Raw genomic sequence first — 17,156 nt, forward strand, 5'->3', positions numbered from 1 at the left:
ATTCTTTGGCTAAGTTTGACTGTTAATCTACCGTCAGATTCCTCAACTTTTCTTCATCAAAAGTAAGCCCATGACGTTCTAAATATGGGCGCAAATTTATTTTAATGAATAAATCTTTTAGTTCTTGGGCAATTTCTTGGGGTGGATTTCCTGATAATGCGGTCGCAATTAAACGTTCTGCTGCTTGAAATTCACCACAGTCTATTGCAAGAGTTGCAGCACTACGATGCAATACTGAACGAGTCGGTTCGGCATCTAGTTGATTGGCAATCAGTGCAGCAGCTTGAGATTCTTTTTCAAAAGCTTGTCGAGAAACTTGACTAGCTTGCTTTAAGTCTCCTCTGAGTTTAGCAGTAAAAGCTGCTTCGGCTAAATCCATCGCTTGTTTATGCAACTCCTGAATCTGACTCATTTTTCCACAATAAAAGATATGGGTCTGCTAAATTCAACAATAATAACGTAGGCAGGAAATTCGCCATCGGAAGGATTAGTTTGCTCGATTTTTTGTTTGACTCTAGCTCTAATCCTGTTATCATCTGCTTTACGTATACCTGAAACTTCCAGTCTTACTTGATTTTGAAATGGAAGTTTACCTGCTTCATTTTCGCTACCTAACCAATAATCAAATCCAGTGCCTTTACGCGATCGCTCAATCACTGTAAACTCAGTCAATTGTCTGATAAGCATAAAGGCAATACCATAGGCTGCTTGTTCTGTGGTGAACTCTTCATCATTCCAGCAGCGGAGCATTTGCTGTGTAACGGCTTGCCAATATAGTCTGAAGGTGGTAGTAAAGTCCCCATTAACTGTGAGTTCTACACCCTGTAAATGACCTCGATCCTCCAAACACACCGCACAAGCTTCTGCTAAAGCTGCTCCAAAAGATGGAGTTATAGCGGGTAGTCCTTCTCCTAACTTAGTTAATACTAATTCTTGGGGTTTATCCAAGCTAAACAGACTGAATTTTACCGTGATTTGTTTGATTGTACTTTAATTGCAGTTGCAGAAATGCAATAAAGTACAATTATTATTTCCCATCTTCCAATATTAATGTAGACTCAGCAGTACGCCCAAATTCTTCTGGCGCATATTGCAAGTGAACTTGGGCACCAGGCCAAGAAAATGTACCAGGAGTAACAGAACGGACTAAGTAATGTAGGCTATAAACTCCTGGTTCCAGGTGGTCGGCGTAGGCGATAATGCGATCGCGGTACACATTCTTAAAACCAAGTTCCCAGCTATCGGCTTTTGCTTGTAATGCAGCAGTAGTAGTTTGAAAACTTGCATCCACCGCCTCAAAACCTGATGGTAGCGGATCTTTTATCACCAAATGATCTACAGGATGATCGGCGATAATTTCTAAACCAATATCAAACACCTGTCCAGAGGCTAAAGTCAAGGGTTTATCAAAAGCGTAAAGACCTGTTTTTTGCAAAACTTTTTCTTCATTTACTTGACTAATCTCTCGTGTTATGCGTAGTCCGTTAAACCTGCCTGCTTGATTACCTTGCAAGCGATAATTATAAGCAACCAGATAGTGCAAAGTGCCATTACCTGATTTTTGCAGCGTTAAATCATTACGCCCACGAGGTAATTTATTCATCGGCACATTTAGCTGTAAGCTAGGATTTTGGTAGCCATTAAACCGATTTTCGCCTAATTTATTACCAGCTAATTGCACTGTGGCAATAAAATTAGGTGGTGTGGATTGCAGTTGACTATAATCTACCAAAGCTGTTAAAGCTTGGGCATTATTATAGTTAGTTTGCCATGTACCATCGCGTCGTAATGCCAGAAGACTTTGGAATAACTTATCTATAACTTCGGGTTTACTTTGTTTGGCAATAAATAAGCGTAAAGCTTGCGCTTGTGTCGTAGTAGCTGAACTTATCCACCCCCAACTAGTTGGTAAACTTACGACTGCTGTGCGGCCAGTTTCATAGATATTCTGTTGCAGTTTATTCACTAGTTGTTGAGATTCATCTTGCCATTCTGGAAATTGAGATAAGTATCGCGTTAGTTTAATTTGAGTTGCGACATCAAAGTTATTGCGCTGTTCATAAATATCTGCAAGGAAAGTATTGCGTTTATCTCCCAATTCTGCTAAAGCGATTAAAGCATTAAGTTGCAGTTGCCTTTTACAGAGTAGTTGTTTACAAAAGTCGTATTCTCCAGGGTTTGCTAAAACTTTTTGTAAATAAGTTTTCAGACGAGATACCATTGCAGAATCGACGAAATTAGGAAATACCTGACTGGCTTTAGCCAAAGATTCTCCTGTATAGGAAGAAACCCAAGGGTCGGATTTTTCTTGTCCAGGGAAAGTAGCAAAACCACCATCGGCTATTTGGAGTTTTTGTAATTTTTCAATTGCTTGATTAGCTTGTTGGCTAGGATTAAATTCTCCAAAGTTCTGGTCATATTTCTTGGCAAGAGTTTGCAGATTTGCCGCAATTATTAACTGACTCGCCGCCGGTTCTGTAAACGGCAAATCATCATCTTCTAAAACTTGTTTTGCTGGTGCTTTAATTTCTGGTATCAAAGTACTCGCTAACTGAATATCTAAACCTCCTGCATCAGGGAAGGTGTTTTTATCAACATTCAGGGGAATCTTCACCTGTTTTTCAGTGACACCAGATTCAACGACTTGTTCTGTAATTTCAATTGGCTTAATTTCCAAAGGTACTTCAAAAGCATCTGCGGCTGTACCATTTAACTGAGTGGTAAAGCGAACTTTACCAACTCCCACCCTATCCGCCAGCATGGGAAAGCGATAAGCATGAGTTGCAGATTCAGTTTTGGTTTGCAAAGAAGTTGCTATGGGGTTTTTATCAGCGAACTTTACATTACCGCTAAGTTCGCCATTAATTGAGAGATTTCCTGTATTTCCAGTGTTGTTAGTTACGGATAAACCGGCGAGGATGCGATCGCCTGGACGGGCAAACTGTGGCAAGATGGCATTAGTGAGCAGTGGCTTGGTGCTGATAAACGTCGCGTCCCCATTCCCGAAACGCAGATTTCCATCGGTAGCGACAGCCATCACTCGCCATGTAGTTAAGTCATCCGGGAGTTTAAAGGTTATCTGTGCATTCCCATTTGCATCGGTAAGGATAGAACCGTTGTAGTAAGCTAAGGCTTGAAAATCGGTGCGAGTGCGAGTATTGGCTGCACCAGTTGAGAAACCACCGCCATAACCCCAACCTTTGGGTTTAGCTACATCTTGTGCTTGTAATATAACATTTGGGCGATTATCGCTAAAGCGGGTAGATATTGGCTGTTCTGCGTAAACTGTATCTACCAAATTGGGCGGACGATAACCAGAAAGTTGTAACACCGCTTCATTTACCACCATGACTGTAAACTGTCCTTTGGTGGGGTTTCCTTGATTGTCCTTTAATTCTAACTGTACTGTTTCCTCTGCACCAGGTTCTAATGATGCTTGCGCTGGTTTCACTTGCAGTTTTAAATACTTATCCTCCAAGTTAACTTTAAAAGGTGTAAAACCAATCTTCACCAAGTTTTATAAACTTCCCGCTTCCACTTGATTTATGGGTTTACCTTGTCTTACTAAGACAGCTTCAATGGCTGCGTTTGGTAACATTTCTGGAGTGACTTGAAACTGAATTTGTGGTGCGCCTCCCTGAACTTTGGTAATTTGCTGATAAAGGGGTTTATCTTTAATCACAGCAAAGTACAATTCTGCATCTGGATAGGGAGATTGAATTAGGGCAGTAGCAGTTTCACCAGGTTTGAATTCTTTTTTATCTAATTTAACTTCTAAAACATCTTCTTCTCTAGAACCCCAAAATACTGGATTTTCTCCAGTTGCCCAAATTTGTAAATCTGTAGCACTTAATTCACCTTTAGCATCGCTAAAATTAACTCTAATTTCGATATGAAGCGGATTCCGGTGCTGTCAAATTTACCGATTGCGGATTACTCGCAGATGTAATTTCTGCTTGTCCTACTGTTTTATATTCAACTTGATTTTTTGGTGTTCGGCTACCTTCCACCAACTGCGTGACGCTGCTGTATTTAATCTGTTGTAATTCCAGCTGCACCCGTTGACCTGTAATTGGTTTTCCTCTAGGGTCAGTAACAATCACTTCAATGGGAAAAGGCTTACCAGCATCAGCGATGAAATTACTTTTTAAGCCGATGAGGCGATTACTCGGTAAGGCTGTAAATGTTTTGGAATTAGCTACAGACAGATTAGAAACATCTGCAACTTGCACATCCACTTGGTAAGTCATCGGATATGGTAAATCATTTGCCACATTTACAGTTTGATTACTTTTACCATTAGCATCTAGTTGGACATTAGTTTGCAATACATCACTAGATATAGTAGGCGTTTCCTCTGGCCATAACCATTGCCTACCAAAAGTAAATCCCTCCCAACCTTTAGGAACGAAATCAGCCTGCTGACGAGTAATAAAATATTTTGCTTCTCCACCTTCCACAGGCGCACCAAACAAATAATTGCTTGTAGCATTAATATTTACTTTCTCGTCAATGTATGCAAATTCTTTATCTAAGTTGAGTTCGACTTTAAAATTGGGTGGCTTAAACTCAGCTACCCGAAATTCTCCAGAAATTTCTTGCCCATTTTTACTTTTCGCCTGGATTGTATAGTAGCCTAAGCGCTGAGTAGTTTTGATTGGTAATTCCAGAGAAAAACTGCCAAATTCATTTGTGGTTTGCGTACCTATGCTGGTTTTTTGCCCATCGGGATTTACCAAAGTTAATTGGTAAGCAGCATTTTTATCTTGCTGAATTACACCATTTTGTAAATAATCTGCAAAACCAGTTAACCAAGCTTTTTCACCTGGTTGATATAACTGTCTATCCGAGAAAATTACCCCACGTGATTCTGGCTTATTATCTTGCCAACCTGCATCAATGCCATATCCATAAACACCGCTATACTCTTCAGTTCTAGCGAAGGCCCAATCTTGATTTTCACGGGCAATTACTAATAGTTGTGGTGATTTACTAGAGCTTTCATTCCCAGAATAACATTGCTGTAATCCTTCACGAACAATTCTAAAAATTCCATTTTCATCTGTTTTACCTCTTGCACAAGGTACTGGTTCGGGGCGAGATTTTGCTTGTAATTTTGATTGATAAATTTCGATAGCGCCATTTTTAACTGGTGAACCATCTGTAAGATGATTGACGCGAATTAACCCTGACTCAGGAAACCACTGAGTAAATACGCCCAAATTTGTCAATTCAACCATGCCATAAGTCGTAGGTTCGCGCCACAGTTCCTTACCATTCTCTTGATATTTATTAGTGCGGGCTTGGACTCCATAAGCTAACATCCCCGTAGCAGCATTGATTTTTTCCCGCAGAGGAACAGCAATATCAACTGATTGATTTTTCTTACCCGATACCTTAAAGCTTTGCCATTCAGAAGGTTGTGGTAATAAATCACTGCTATTATTAAAATAAACTAAATCTGTAGGTTTAACTACTCGATAAGCTGCTTTATATTTAGATTCTGGTAGATTTCCTGTACTAATATTTAACTGTAAATCTTTACTTGTAGGAAAAATATTCAAATCTGATGGTACCCAGATATCTCCAGCTAAATCTCCAGTATCATATTTAAGTGCGACGGGTTTACCCAAAGTTTGCCCAAATTTATCTTTGAGATTTCCACTGATAGTAATTGTATAAGTCTTGGCAGGTTCTAGTGCATAAGGATTGATACCGACTATTTTATCTTCATCATTTATTTGGATAATTCTCGAAATTTCTTTTGGTGCTGGATTAATGGTAATATTTTCTTTAGCTGAATCTGGCAATAAAACATTATTAAATTCTAGCTGTGGACTACCTTTTATAAATCTTCCAAAAGTTCCTCCTGCATCTGGTTGTCCGTAAAAGTTAATTTTCTGAAATGCCAAAGGCGAATAAGTTGCTAACTTCGTTGCAAATTCTTTCTCTGTAGATAGATTACCATAAGCAGGACGTATTCCTGGAGAAAATACTAGGCGATAACTAGTCGCTTTTTCAAGATTTTGCTGTGGGATGAGGTTATAAATCCAATTGCGTGCTGAAGGGTCAAATTTTTCTAAAGGGTCTTCTTCATTTTTTAATGATTTTTCTTCCTTGTTTAACTCAACTTTAAAACCTATACCTTTATTTTTACCTTCAGGAATTAACTGTAAATGTTCTTGTACAGAAGCTAAATCCAATTCGACATTAGAAGTAAACTGTAACTTTTGTTGTAAATCAATTGGTTCGATATCAGCCTTCTCGATGGGATTGATACCGGGTAAATTAGTTAATTTTATGGATTCAGTGTTGAAAGTCCAAGGTAAATCTTTGTCTAGTCGATGATTTTTTAAATCGGCTAAACCTGCTTTGAGAGTGACTTGAAATCGTGTCGCTATTGGTAATGCTTTCTCAGCTTGAAATCCCACCATACGCGGTGTTAAAAAGCGAAATTGACCGGGTAAAGGCGGCCAAAGGGCAAATTTTTGTAATATTTTTTGCTGTTCTGGACTATCAAGACTTTCAACTGGGATTAAAGCTTCTTTAAAACGGATGCGGATTTGGTTGAGGGGTTTTGCATCTCCAATGGGACTTATTTGTTCAATCCAGCCTGGTAATTTTGGTGGTGTGAGTGGGGATACTGTTGGAAGTTGTTCTTTACTTGAATTGATACCAAAAAAATTACACCCTGCCATCCCTAGTATAAATGTAAATATCAGAAGAAACTGTATTGTTCTTTTCCGGCTTGAAGAACGCCTAATTTTTTTTAAGGAACTGCCAATAATGCTAAGAACGCAATAGGTTATTTTATGCTGGAAACGCAGTAAAACTCTAACAATCATCTTTCTAGTAATTAAAAATAAAAAATTCACACACTATAGCAAATAAAAACTTGCATTACCTCATGAAGTCGAAAATGCCAACACTAATAAAGGACGCAGTATAACTAGTTATTTTTACACAAGCTTTGGATGTAACGTATGTTTATTTACATAGATAACTAATCTAGTGTTATTGTTCCAAAAATGACTACAATTCTTAACTATAAATAAGTATTTAAATTTTGCAAACATTAATTTACATCTGCTAAGTTAGTAAAAATTAATTATTAAGGATTTGAAATATTTACTGATGTAGATGTAATCGCTGCGTCAAGATTAAGGTAGGTTTTCTTAGACAGGGAATTCCCTGATGAAACTAATTTTACGATCGCTACTCAAACTTAAGCACACTAGTAAGATTATCCTGGCTGTGCTGCTAATCTGTCTGGTGGTACGCTTACTCCCTTATTTTGCGCCCATTCGGGCCGCAGATATTGCCCAAAATAAGTTGGCAATGCAATTTAGCGATCGCAATGGTTTACCATTAGGAACACTACTCACCCGCGATCAAGAGCATACATCAGTAGTACCACTCAATCAGGTTTCGCTCCATTTTACCCAGGCGATTTTAGCCGCCGAAGATGGCAGCTTTTACCATCATGGGGCGTTGGATGTGAAAGCTGTTATCCGCGCTAGCAAAGAAGCCATCCACGCCAAAAGAATTGTTTCCGGCGCTTCCACAATTACTATGCAGTTGGCGCGGATGTTAGATCCAGTGCCGCGCAGCTTCTCTGGTAAACTGAGTGAGATTTGGCTATCTTGGCGGTTAGCAGCAGGGATGAACAAAGATGAAATTCTTTCTGCATATATCAATCGGCTGCCAATGGGAGGGAATATATATGGTGTGGAAGCCGCCGCGCGGACTTATTTTTCCATCCCAGCTAATGAGTTGAATCTTGCTCAAGCTAGTTTATTGGCTGCTATTCCTAATAATCCCACATACTTTAATCCTTATGAGCATTGGGAACGGCTGAAGCAGCGACAAAAATACGTCCTTAATCGGATGGTACAGGAAAAGTATATTAGTGAGGCGATCGCAGCCCGAACACACACCGAAAAGGTTGTGTTTCAGTTCTCGCCAAGGGGGAATTATCGCTGCACCACACTTTTTATTTTGGTTAGCCAATCAGTTTGATAAGAAGCAAACAGAACAAAATTCGCCCATCCGCACGACTATAAATCGCCTTTTGCAGCAGTTTGTCGAAGCACAGGTACAACAAGTAATTTCTTCTCTAGCCTCTAACAATGTCCATGATGCAGCCGCGTTGGTGATTGATAACCACACTGGTGAAGTTTTGGCTTATGTCGGTTCACCTGATTACTTTAATGAAGCCAAACTGGGAGGCAATGATGGAGTGCAAGCACTACGTCAACCAGGTTCTACCCTTAAGCCTTTTGTCTATGAACTAGCTTTAGAAAAAGGTTTAATTCGTCCAAATACCATTTTGGCAGATGTACCCGCCCATTATGCAATTCCCGGCGCGAAACTTTACAGCCCCACAGATTACACCGAAAGATTTCTTGGCCCTGTGCGGGTGCGAATCGCTTTAGCAAATTCTTTAAATGTACCCGCAGTGCGCGTATTAGAAAAAGTCGGTGTGGAAACTTTCTTAGAACGACTGCATAAACTGGGATTTGAACACCTCAATCAAACTCCAGAACATTATGGTTTGGGTTTGACTCTAGGTAGTGGCGAAGTCAGCCTTTGGGAATTAGCCCGTGCATACTTAACCATAGCACGACAAGGAAATGCTACCCCTTTAGTAAGCACATTTTCCAATTCCCCAATCCAAAATCCCAAATATACAATCCAAAATTCGACGACAATATGGCAATTAATCACCAACATACTCAGTGATAGCTATGCTCGTGCAACAGCATTTGGTGTAGACTCGGTGTTAAATTTACCCTTTCCTTCAGCTGTTAAAACTGGCACTTCTTCCAATTTTCGAGATACTTGGACTGTTGGCTTCACTACAGATTACACCGTCGCTACTTGGGTAGGCAATTTCAACGGTGAACCGATGCGACAGGTTTCAGGTGTGACAGGCGCAGCACCCTTATGGAATCGAATTATGTTACATCTGCACGAACATCAAGAACCAGCAGGTTTTCCATCTCCAGAAGGTTTAGTACAATTACCTGTTTGTGCAGTTTCGGGGTTACGACCCACACCAGATTGTACCTCAGTCGTGCAGGAATATTTCTATCCAGAAGATAAAAGTAATTACGAACGTGACAATCAATTCAATTTGCCACCAGAGTATGATGAATGGTTAGCAAAACAACAGCAGTCAAATTTTACTTCTACCAATTTGAGAATTTTATCTCCGCATCATGGCGATTTATTTTTACTTTATCCTGGTGAAGAAGCGAAGCAAAAACTCGAATTTAAATTAGCAGGAAATAAATCTGCGCCTGTGGAGTGGTGGCTGAATGGTGAAAAGTTAAATACAAACTCAGCTAATTCTTTATTTTGGAATTTGCGTCCTGGTAACTGGACTTTGGAAGCGAGAAGTGGGGAAATGAGCGACAAAGTAAGCTTTCAGGTGGAGTTAGCTAATATTAAACCTACGCGTCGAGGATTTTCTATTAATACTACAACACCCAAGCAAAAAGTCTGAAACTTCCCCTTGTGAACTCCAAGCTTCACTTTTAAGGCAAACTTTCGCCACAGTGTACTAGTACAGCGCGGCGGAAATAAACAACCCCTGACGCTCGAAGACTCGCTAACGCTGCGCTAACGGGTGACGCTCGCAGGCTCGCTAACGCTGCGCTAACGGCAGTTCCTCATGGGGGGAACCCCCTCTGAGCGACTGCCTCACCATTTCAAATCAACGAAACGTTTACGCTGTATTTCTTTTGACTTTTGACTTTTGACTTTTGACTTCCGTCTTGCGGTACTAGTCCAATCGTAGACTCTCGTAGGTGAGTTCCGCGTTTGCCCAGTTGGTTTCTGCCAGAAATTCTCTAAATGTGGTCAGAAGTCCAGGAAATTCCTGTTCTCGTAAACACTGGACATCGGCTTGATAACCTTGTTTGCGATACCACTGAATCAAATCGAATAGTTCCTTTTGCAGCAGGAGTAAGAAAATCCAGGCGGGTGTTTCTTTATGGATAACTTTCATCCCCTGCGCTTGGGAAAATGCCTCTGCCATCTGAAGAGGAGTCAACATATCGCCAGCTAACTCAATTTCTTGACCGATGTACTTGGTGGGATGTTTAATTACGTAGGCAGCAACGCGGCCCATGTCCTTGGTTGTAATTAGATGAAGGGGCTTATCTGGCTGAATGGAAAATGGGAAACTACCTTTGAGGATAGAAGGGCGCGTGTACTTCTTCCAAAACTCCTCCATAAACAAGCAGGCTCGCAACATAGTAGTCGGTAAGCCAGCTGCTTTGAGAATTTTCTCTACTTGGTACTTTTGCTCAATGCGGGGGATTCCTGAATTCCTGTCTACCCCACCTGCGGAATTGTAGACAAAGTGTTTGATGTCAGCAAGTTTTGCAACTTGTGCAACTCGCTTTGCCCTCTCCACCTCTAGGGGGTCAATTTTAGGAGAGTCCGCAGAAGTAGCATGACAGTAAACAGCCGAAATGCCTGCAAAGGCTGCTATGAGAGAGGCTTCATCGTCGAGGTTGGCTTTTACCAGTTCAACTTTGGCATCGTTGAGCTTTGCAAGAGTTGGACGATTAAGATCAATTTCTCTAGTGATGACTCGCAGGTTGGTAACTCCCTGTTCGAGAAATCCCTTGACGACATTTCCACCTGTGCCGCCAGTAACTCCGATGAGTAAGACTTTATCGGTGTTTGACTCTGTGCGATCGGGGAAATTTGACATTCTCTGTTCTACCTGGAGTTCTTTATTTAAATTAAGTTTATCCAAAGACAGGAGAAGCAAACAATAATTCTACGCTACTTACAGTCGTTCTGGCTCAGTGGAAGATTTAAGAATAACTCTGACAGAAGCTAGATGCTGGATTTTTGCTTTTATATTATGTTTGTTTGCATTCATTATCTAAAAAGGATACATACAAACAGTGCTTGAGCAGCAACCTAATGTAGACAGTACAGCCTTATTTAAGCAGTTGTGGGGTTGGACAAATGAACTCCGCCAGAAAATAGACGCTCGTTTTGAATTAGATCCAGATCCGTCTACCAAGAACTTTCAAAACTACTCTGCCTTGATTGGAGAAGCCCACGGCTCGCTCAATACCTTCTCTGGTTCAGAAATTGATTGGCTAGTGCATTCATGGTTGCGCGAACCTAAATCAGGCTTTTGCAATATGCACCTAACTGTTTGGCTCAAGTCGCAAATTCGTGTTCCTCATTTGGCTGTTGTCTTTGCCACGGTTCCAGAACTGTTCTTTTTTATAGATTACGTCCCTCGGACTGATTTATTCACTGACCTAAATTATTTGGATCGTTACTACGAACCTGTGAACCAGACATATCTGGGGTTTCTTGAAGATTCACGTTTTCAGCAGTATATTAGCAAAACGCTGTATATCCGTCAGGTACAATCCCATACTAGTTTGTGTTACACCAGTCCAGTTACAGAAGAGACACTAGCTCGTGTTCACACGGTAGCGCATGAGATGATAGATCGTTGGCTAGGTTGGGTAGATGAAGCTGAACCAGTAGCAGAATCCGAGCGTGCTGCTTTATCTGAGCGTGACTTATTTGTGCGCCGTACTGTTGCTGAACGCGACCCAGACAACCAAATTGCTGTGCGGTTATTTGGAGCAGAAATGACAGATAAATTAGTCCGATCGCTCTGGGGTGGCGTAGGCGTTAGCCCGCCGTAGGCATCGCATTCTATAGAATTTGGTGAGGGAATTTTGGACAATAACACCGATAATCTCAACACATACCGTGCCTTAGCGCTGCAAGTTACCTGTCATGCAGTCAACCAAACAAGCCATCGCCACGAAGCGCGATCGCTCATGCAAAACTCCATCAACCGCCTAGCACAACAAATTGCTGCCAGTATCGCTTTCATCGGCTTCGATTGTCGTTTAATTGTACTGCCAGAATATTTCCTGACTGGTTTCCCGATGGGAGATTCTCTCTTAGGATGGGCAGAAAAAGCTTGTATAGAAATGGCTGGTGCTGAGTATGAGGCACTTGGTAAAATTGCCCAAAAGCATAAAATCTTTTTGGCTGGTAACGCCTACGAAGTTGACCCCAACTTTCCCGGATTGTACTTCCAAACCTGCTTTATTCTTGACCCTTCTGGCTCAATTGTTTTGCGATATCGGCGGCTGAATTCCTTATTTGCTCCTACACCCCATGATGTTTGGGATAAATATCTTGACTGCTATGGTTTAGAGGGAGTTTTCCCCGTAGTCAAAACGGAGATCGGTAATTTGGCGGCTTTAGCATCAGAAGAAATTTTGTATCCAGAAGTGGCGCGGTGTTTGGCGATGCGAGGAGCAGAGATTTTTGTCCATTCCACCTCGGAAGTATATAACAAAAACCTCACGCCCAAAGATGCGGCAAAAATCACTCGCGCCGTCGAAAATATGGCTTATGTAGTTTCAGCTAATACCGCAGGCATCGCTAATATTGCTATCCCCATTGCTTCGGCTGATGGTGGCTCTAAAATCATTGACCATCGCGGAATCGTTTTAGCAGAAACAGGTGCAGGTGAGAGTATGGCAGCATTTGCAGAGATTGATTTAGGAGCATTACGCCGCGATCGCCGCCGACCAGGGTTAAATAATTTACTTTCACGCCAACGATTTGAACTATACGCCGAAAGTTATCGCCAATCACACTTTTACCCAGCTAATACTATGCTGGAGGGAGAAGTAGACCGCAAACACTTCCTGCAAACGCAGCAAGCCACCATTGAGCGGTTAGCCAAACTGGGAATTATTTGAATTGGAGCATTGGGCATGGGGAAATAAACAAGAAATAATCAATAACTCTTTACTAATGACAAATGACCAATACTTCGGCTTCTCTACGAGACGCTACGCGAACGCTCAGTACAAGTGACCAATGACTAATCCAATAGAAGTCCGCAATCCTCGAACTGGCAAATTTGACTACGTAGTTATCCCGCCGCCTCCCAGGCTGCTGGCACAGCAATGTAAGCGCACCCGCAGGGCGCAAGTTAGCTGGCAGCAACTGGGTTTAGAGGGGAGAATTGAAGCCTTACAGCAGTGGAAGCAAGCGATATTATCAGGGCGCGATCGCTTGACAGAGGCTTTGGTAAATGATACAGGAAGATTATCGACCTCAGTATTGGAAATAGACTCCTTCCTCTCTAGCATTGATCGCTGGTGTAAGTTAGCGCCGGAATTGTTACAAGACTCTGCCAAAAATACAGCCATTCCATTTATCGCTTTGCAACAAACATCCGTTCCTTATCCCCTAGTTGGGGTAATTAGCCCGTGGAATTTTCCACTGTTACTGTCGACCATTGATACCATTCCGGCATTACTGGCGGGTTGTGCTGTCATTGTTAAACCCAGTGAAATTGCTCCCCGCTTCGTAGCACCACTGAAAACAGCAATCAGCGCCGTTCCTGAATTGCGCGACGTATTAACTTTTGTCGAAGGAGCAGGCGAAACTGGATCTGCTTTGATTGAAAATGTAGATTTGGTGTGCTTTACAGGCAGTGTAGCAACGGGGCGAAAAGTAGCAGAAGCGGCTGCTAAACGGTTTATTCCGGCTTTTTTGGAATTAGGAGGAAAAGACCCTGCGATCGTTTTAGAATCAGCCAATTTAGAATTAGCAACCTCAGCAATATTGTGGGGTTCCGTCGTCAATACCGGACAGTCATGCCTCTCCATTGAGCGAATTTATGTTGCTGAATCGATATTTGAAAAGTTTTACCATCAATTAGTAGCCAAAGCACATCGCCTTGAGCTAGCCTATCCCACAGTTGAAAGTGGAGAAATTGGCCCGATCATTGCCGAAAGACAAGCAGCCGTTATTAGCGATCATCTTCTAGATGCAGTTGAAAAAGGAGCAGTAATTCACTGCGGCGGTGTAATTGAAGACTTAGGTGGGGGTTGGTGGTGTCGTCCAACAGTGCTTACCCAAGTTAATCATTCCATGAAAGTGATGACCGAAGAGACGTTCGGCCCGATTATGCCAGTCATGCCTTTTTCCACAGTAGAGGAAGCAGTGTCTTTAGCGAATGACTCAATTTATGGATTAAGCGCTGCTGTCTTTGCCTTGGAGGCCGAAGCCTTAGAAGTTTCCCAGCAGATAGATGCAGGTGCTATTAGTATCAACGATGCTGCACTTACCGCCCTCATGCACGAGGGAGAGAAAAACGCCTTCAAATTCTCCGGTATGGGAGGGTCACGCATGGGTGCAGCCGCGCTGAAACGGTTCATGCGAAAAAAAGCTATTTTGATTAAAACTAACGCTACTAATGACCCTTGGTGGTTTGAGAATGGGGAGTGACCAATGCCATCATCACTATGCAACTCATTACCGTAACCAATGGCGTAGCTTGCCGCCGTTCGCAAAGCGTCTCCAAGAGTTGGCATCGCATTCTCATTCTGTTCAAAATATTTGACCAGAGGCGATCGCCTCTGCCACAGTTTCGTCCACGAGAACCAAAGCACCTGGAAGAATTTTGATAGTTTTGGTTCAGAACACAAGTCTTTTCGTTGAGAACACGAGTCCATTCGTTCAGAACACAAGTCTATTTTCAACAATTTGTTGTCTAGTATTAAGAAAACCTATAGGTCGGTTTCTACAATAGCGTTACACTCTATAACGGACTAAGCCTTTATGTAGATCCTGTAGCGCCTGATGAACCTAGCCGATATCCTCAAAGACTCAAACTACAAACTGTCTCAGTTTACTGCGGCGGAAATTGAGCAGTTAGAGCAGAGCATTACTCTGAAAACAACCAAAAGTGACGAAGTGCCTTATATCATTTGTTTAGTGCGTCAGAAGGCAATTAAGCTTACGCCAGAGGAAGCAATTCGGCAGCTATATTTACAGGTTTTAAATGAACGCCTACACTATCCTTTCAGTCGGATTCAAGTCGAGTATGGGGTGAACTTTGGGCGGGAGGTGAAACGGGCAGACATTGTGGTGATGGACAAAGATCGTCCAAACACAGTCTACATGATTGTAGAGCTAAAGAAGCCAAAGCTAAAAGATGGGAAAGATCAGCTTCGCTCTTACTGCAATGCCACGGGTGCGCCGATCGCCATTTGTCCAAATTGCGATCAAATCTCTTACTACCAGCGCAAAGATCCCAATTATTTTGAAGATATCCCTGGTTTGCCCAATGCTAATCAAACCCTGGCAGATATTCTTCAGATCAAATTCACGCTGGAAGACTTGATCGCTAATGACAAGTTGATAAAGGAGAATAAATCTCTCAAAACCCTGATCGAAGAAATGGAAGACAAGGTGCTGGCGAATGCTGGGGTAGATGTGTTTGAGGAACTGTTTAAGCTGATTTTTACGAAGCTCTATGATGAGTGGTATTCTGGGCAGGGCAACCGCCGTAAAACCCGTTCTCTAGAGTTTCGCAATACGGGACAGACAGAAGCGGCACTCAAAACCAAGATTCAGGATTTGTTTGATGGGGCAAAGAAAAAGTGGGAAGGGGTGTTTAGTGAAGATGCTAAAATTAGCCTTACGCCTTCGCACTTGTCGGTCTGTGTGTCATCCTTGGAGAATGTGAAGCTGTTTAACTCCAATCTGGATGTAATCGATGAAGCCTTTGAGTATTTGATTAACCAGAGCAGCAAGGGTGAGAAAGGACAGTTTTTTACGCCCCGCTATGTGATTGATATGTGCGTAAAAATGCTCAATCCACAAGAAGATGAGTACATGATCGATACGGCGGCGGGATCATCTGGGTTTCCGGTGCATACGATTTTTCATGTATGGCGGCAGATTTTGGTGGATGAGGGGTTGCAGGCGAGTCATTTGTTTTCGCTAGAAGACAAACCGCCCCGTTGCAAGGAATATGTGGAAGAGAAGGTATTTGCCATCGACTTTGATGAGAAGGCGGTGCGGGTGGCGCGGACACTGAACCTAATTGCGGGGGATGGGCAGACAAATATATTGCACTTGAACACGCTGGACTATGAACTGTGGAATGAAGTGACGGAACAAGAAGAATGGGATAACGTTTATAATGCTGGGTTCAAACGGCTGAAACGGTTGCGACCAAAAGGCAGTAAAGATTTTCGAGAGTTTCAGTTTGATGTGTTGATGGCGAATCCGCCTTTTGCCGGAGATATCAAGGAACCGCGCATGATTGCCCGCTATGATTTGGCAAAGAAGCCGGATGGTAAGTGGCAAAACAAGGTAGGGCGCGATATTTTATTTATTGAGCGCAATTTGGACTTTTTGAAACCGGGGGGTAGAATGGCGATCGTGCTGCCCCAAGGACGGTTTAACAATTCATCGGATAAGAATATTCGAGATTTCATTGCGGAACGCTGCCGGATTTTGGCAGTGGTGGGGCTGCATGGCAATACGTTTAAGCCGCACACAGGTACAAAGACTTCGGTGCTGTTTGTGCAGAAGTGGAATGACGACCCGAAGGCGGGCGCACTCTGCCCTCGCCGGGATGACTACAACATCTTTTTTGCGACGATGCGGAAATCGGGGAAGGATAATTCTAGGGAGAAGATGTGGCGCAAAATTTCATCGTCTACTTCACCGCCTGATGATGAACTGAGCGAATTGATGCCGCCTTCGCCGATGCAGCGAGTGGTGGGGGTGGAGGGCGATTTTTTACAAGATGTTCACGGTCATTTAGTGGTAGATCATGACTTGTATAACCACGAAGGACTGACGGAAGACGGCATTGCGGAAGCGTTTATTGAGTTTGCCAAAAAGGAGAAGCTCAGTTTTTTTGAATCTAGCCCATCTGTTACGCCGTTTGATGCTGTGAGGTATCAGCAGTTAATGGATGGGCTGGAAGCAGCAGCAGTCAACTTCCACCGTGTATGCTACGAAAATGAAGAATTCCGCATAGATTCAGAGTATTACCATCCATTACATCTAGTTTATGAGTCATTAGTTACAGCTAAGGAGCATGACAGGCTAGGAAAGTTATGCAATTTAATCGCTGGGCCTTTCGGCTCAACTGTTACAACAGATAACTATGTTGAAGACGAAGAATTCCGGTATATCAGAGGTAAAGATGTTCAAGATTTCTTCCTGGATGATAGCGATCCAGTTTATGTAGAAAGAAATTTATTTGACTCACTATCACGGGAGCATCCCAGTTTTTTGCAAAGAGGGGGAAAATCAGTCAGGATAAGTAAGAC

General features: G+C 42.3%; 8 protein-coding genes and 2 pseudogenes. 6 read left to right on the forward strand and 4 right to left on the reverse strand.

The genetic code is table 11. The features are described from left to right. Window positions 1–22: 22 nt before the first annotated feature. From HWQ58_RS00605 to HWQ58_RS00615, 3 genes and pseudogenes are all read right to left on the reverse strand, one after another. On the reverse strand, window positions 23–412 hold the full coding sequence (locus HWQ58_RS00605) for a hypothetical protein (RefSeq protein ID WP_292856563.1): 390 nt from the start codon (window positions 410–412) through the stop codon (window positions 23–25). After that, complete coding sequence (locus HWQ58_RS00610) at window positions 409–948, reverse strand: hypothetical protein (protein WP_292856565.1); 540 nt, start codon at window positions 946–948, stop codon at window positions 409–411. Before HWQ58_RS00610 ends, HWQ58_RS00605 begins: the two co-directional genes overlap by 4 nt. Window positions 949–1,027: 79 nt before the next feature. Beyond that, window positions 1,028–6,698, reverse strand: a pseudogene (locus HWQ58_RS00615) (alpha-2-macroglobulin). Between the two features lie 496 nt (window positions 6,699–7,194). Here HWQ58_RS00615 and pbpC point away from each other — a divergent pair. Further along, window positions 7,195–9,508: pseudogene (gene pbpC / locus HWQ58_RS00620) on the forward strand (penicillin-binding protein 1C). 279 nt (window positions 9,509–9,787) lie between these two features. Here the strand turns inward: pbpC and HWQ58_RS00625 are convergent. After that, a complete protein-coding gene (locus tag HWQ58_RS00625) occupies window positions 9,788–10,771 on the reverse strand; it encodes an NmrA family NAD(P)-binding protein (protein ID WP_292856567.1) in 984 nt (327 codons plus the stop codon). Window positions 10,772–10,925: 154 nt separating this feature from the next. On the opposite strand from HWQ58_RS00625, the gene HWQ58_RS00630 reads away from it, so the two are divergent. The 5 genes from HWQ58_RS00630 to HWQ58_RS00650 all read left to right on the forward strand — a co-directional run. Next, the gene (locus tag HWQ58_RS00630; protein ID WP_292856569.1) at window positions 10,926–11,693 is read left to right on the forward strand and encodes a red chlorophyll catabolite reductase; all 768 of its coding nucleotides are present in this window, start codon (window positions 10,926–10,928) and stop codon (window positions 11,691–11,693) included. Window positions 11,694–11,726: 33 nt separating this feature from the next. Next, window positions 11,727–12,770, forward strand: a complete 1,044-nt coding sequence (locus HWQ58_RS00635; RefSeq protein ID WP_292856571.1) for a nitrilase-related carbon-nitrogen hydrolase — start codon at window positions 11,727–11,729, stop codon at window positions 12,768–12,770. A 121-nt stretch (window positions 12,771–12,891) separates the two neighbouring features. Beyond that, a complete protein-coding gene (locus tag HWQ58_RS00640) occupies window positions 12,892–14,310 on the forward strand; it encodes an aldehyde dehydrogenase family protein (protein ID WP_292856572.1) in 1,419 nt (472 codons plus the stop codon). A gap of 17 nt (window positions 14,311–14,327) precedes the next feature. Continuing rightward, window positions 14,328–14,489, forward strand: a complete 162-nt coding sequence (locus tag HWQ58_RS00645) for a hypothetical protein (RefSeq protein WP_292856573.1) — start codon at window positions 14,328–14,330, stop codon at window positions 14,487–14,489. Window positions 14,490–14,664: 175 nt separating this feature from the next. Beyond that, window positions 14,665–17,156: N-6 DNA methylase (locus HWQ58_RS00650; protein WP_292856575.1), on the forward strand; the 2,492-nt coding region annotated here is incomplete at its 3' end.

Source organism: Nostoc sp. LPT (assembly GCF_017115165.1).
Lineage (GTDB): Bacteria > Cyanobacteriota > Cyanobacteriia > Cyanobacteriales > Nostocaceae > Nostoc.

Excerpts from the sequence above, each read along its gene's own strand:
- HWQ58_RS00640 (WP_292856572.1), top strand. The coding sequence starts at position 12,892 with ATGACTAATCCAATAGAAGTCCGCAATCCTCGAACTGGCAAATTTGAC.
- HWQ58_RS00605 (WP_292856563.1), bottom strand. The coding sequence starts at position 412 with ATGAGTCAGATTCAGGAGTTGCATAAACAAGCGATGGATTTAGCCGAA.
- HWQ58_RS00645 (WP_292856573.1), top strand. The coding sequence starts at position 14,328 with ATGCAACTCATTACCGTAACCAATGGCGTAGCTTGCCGCCGTTCGCAA.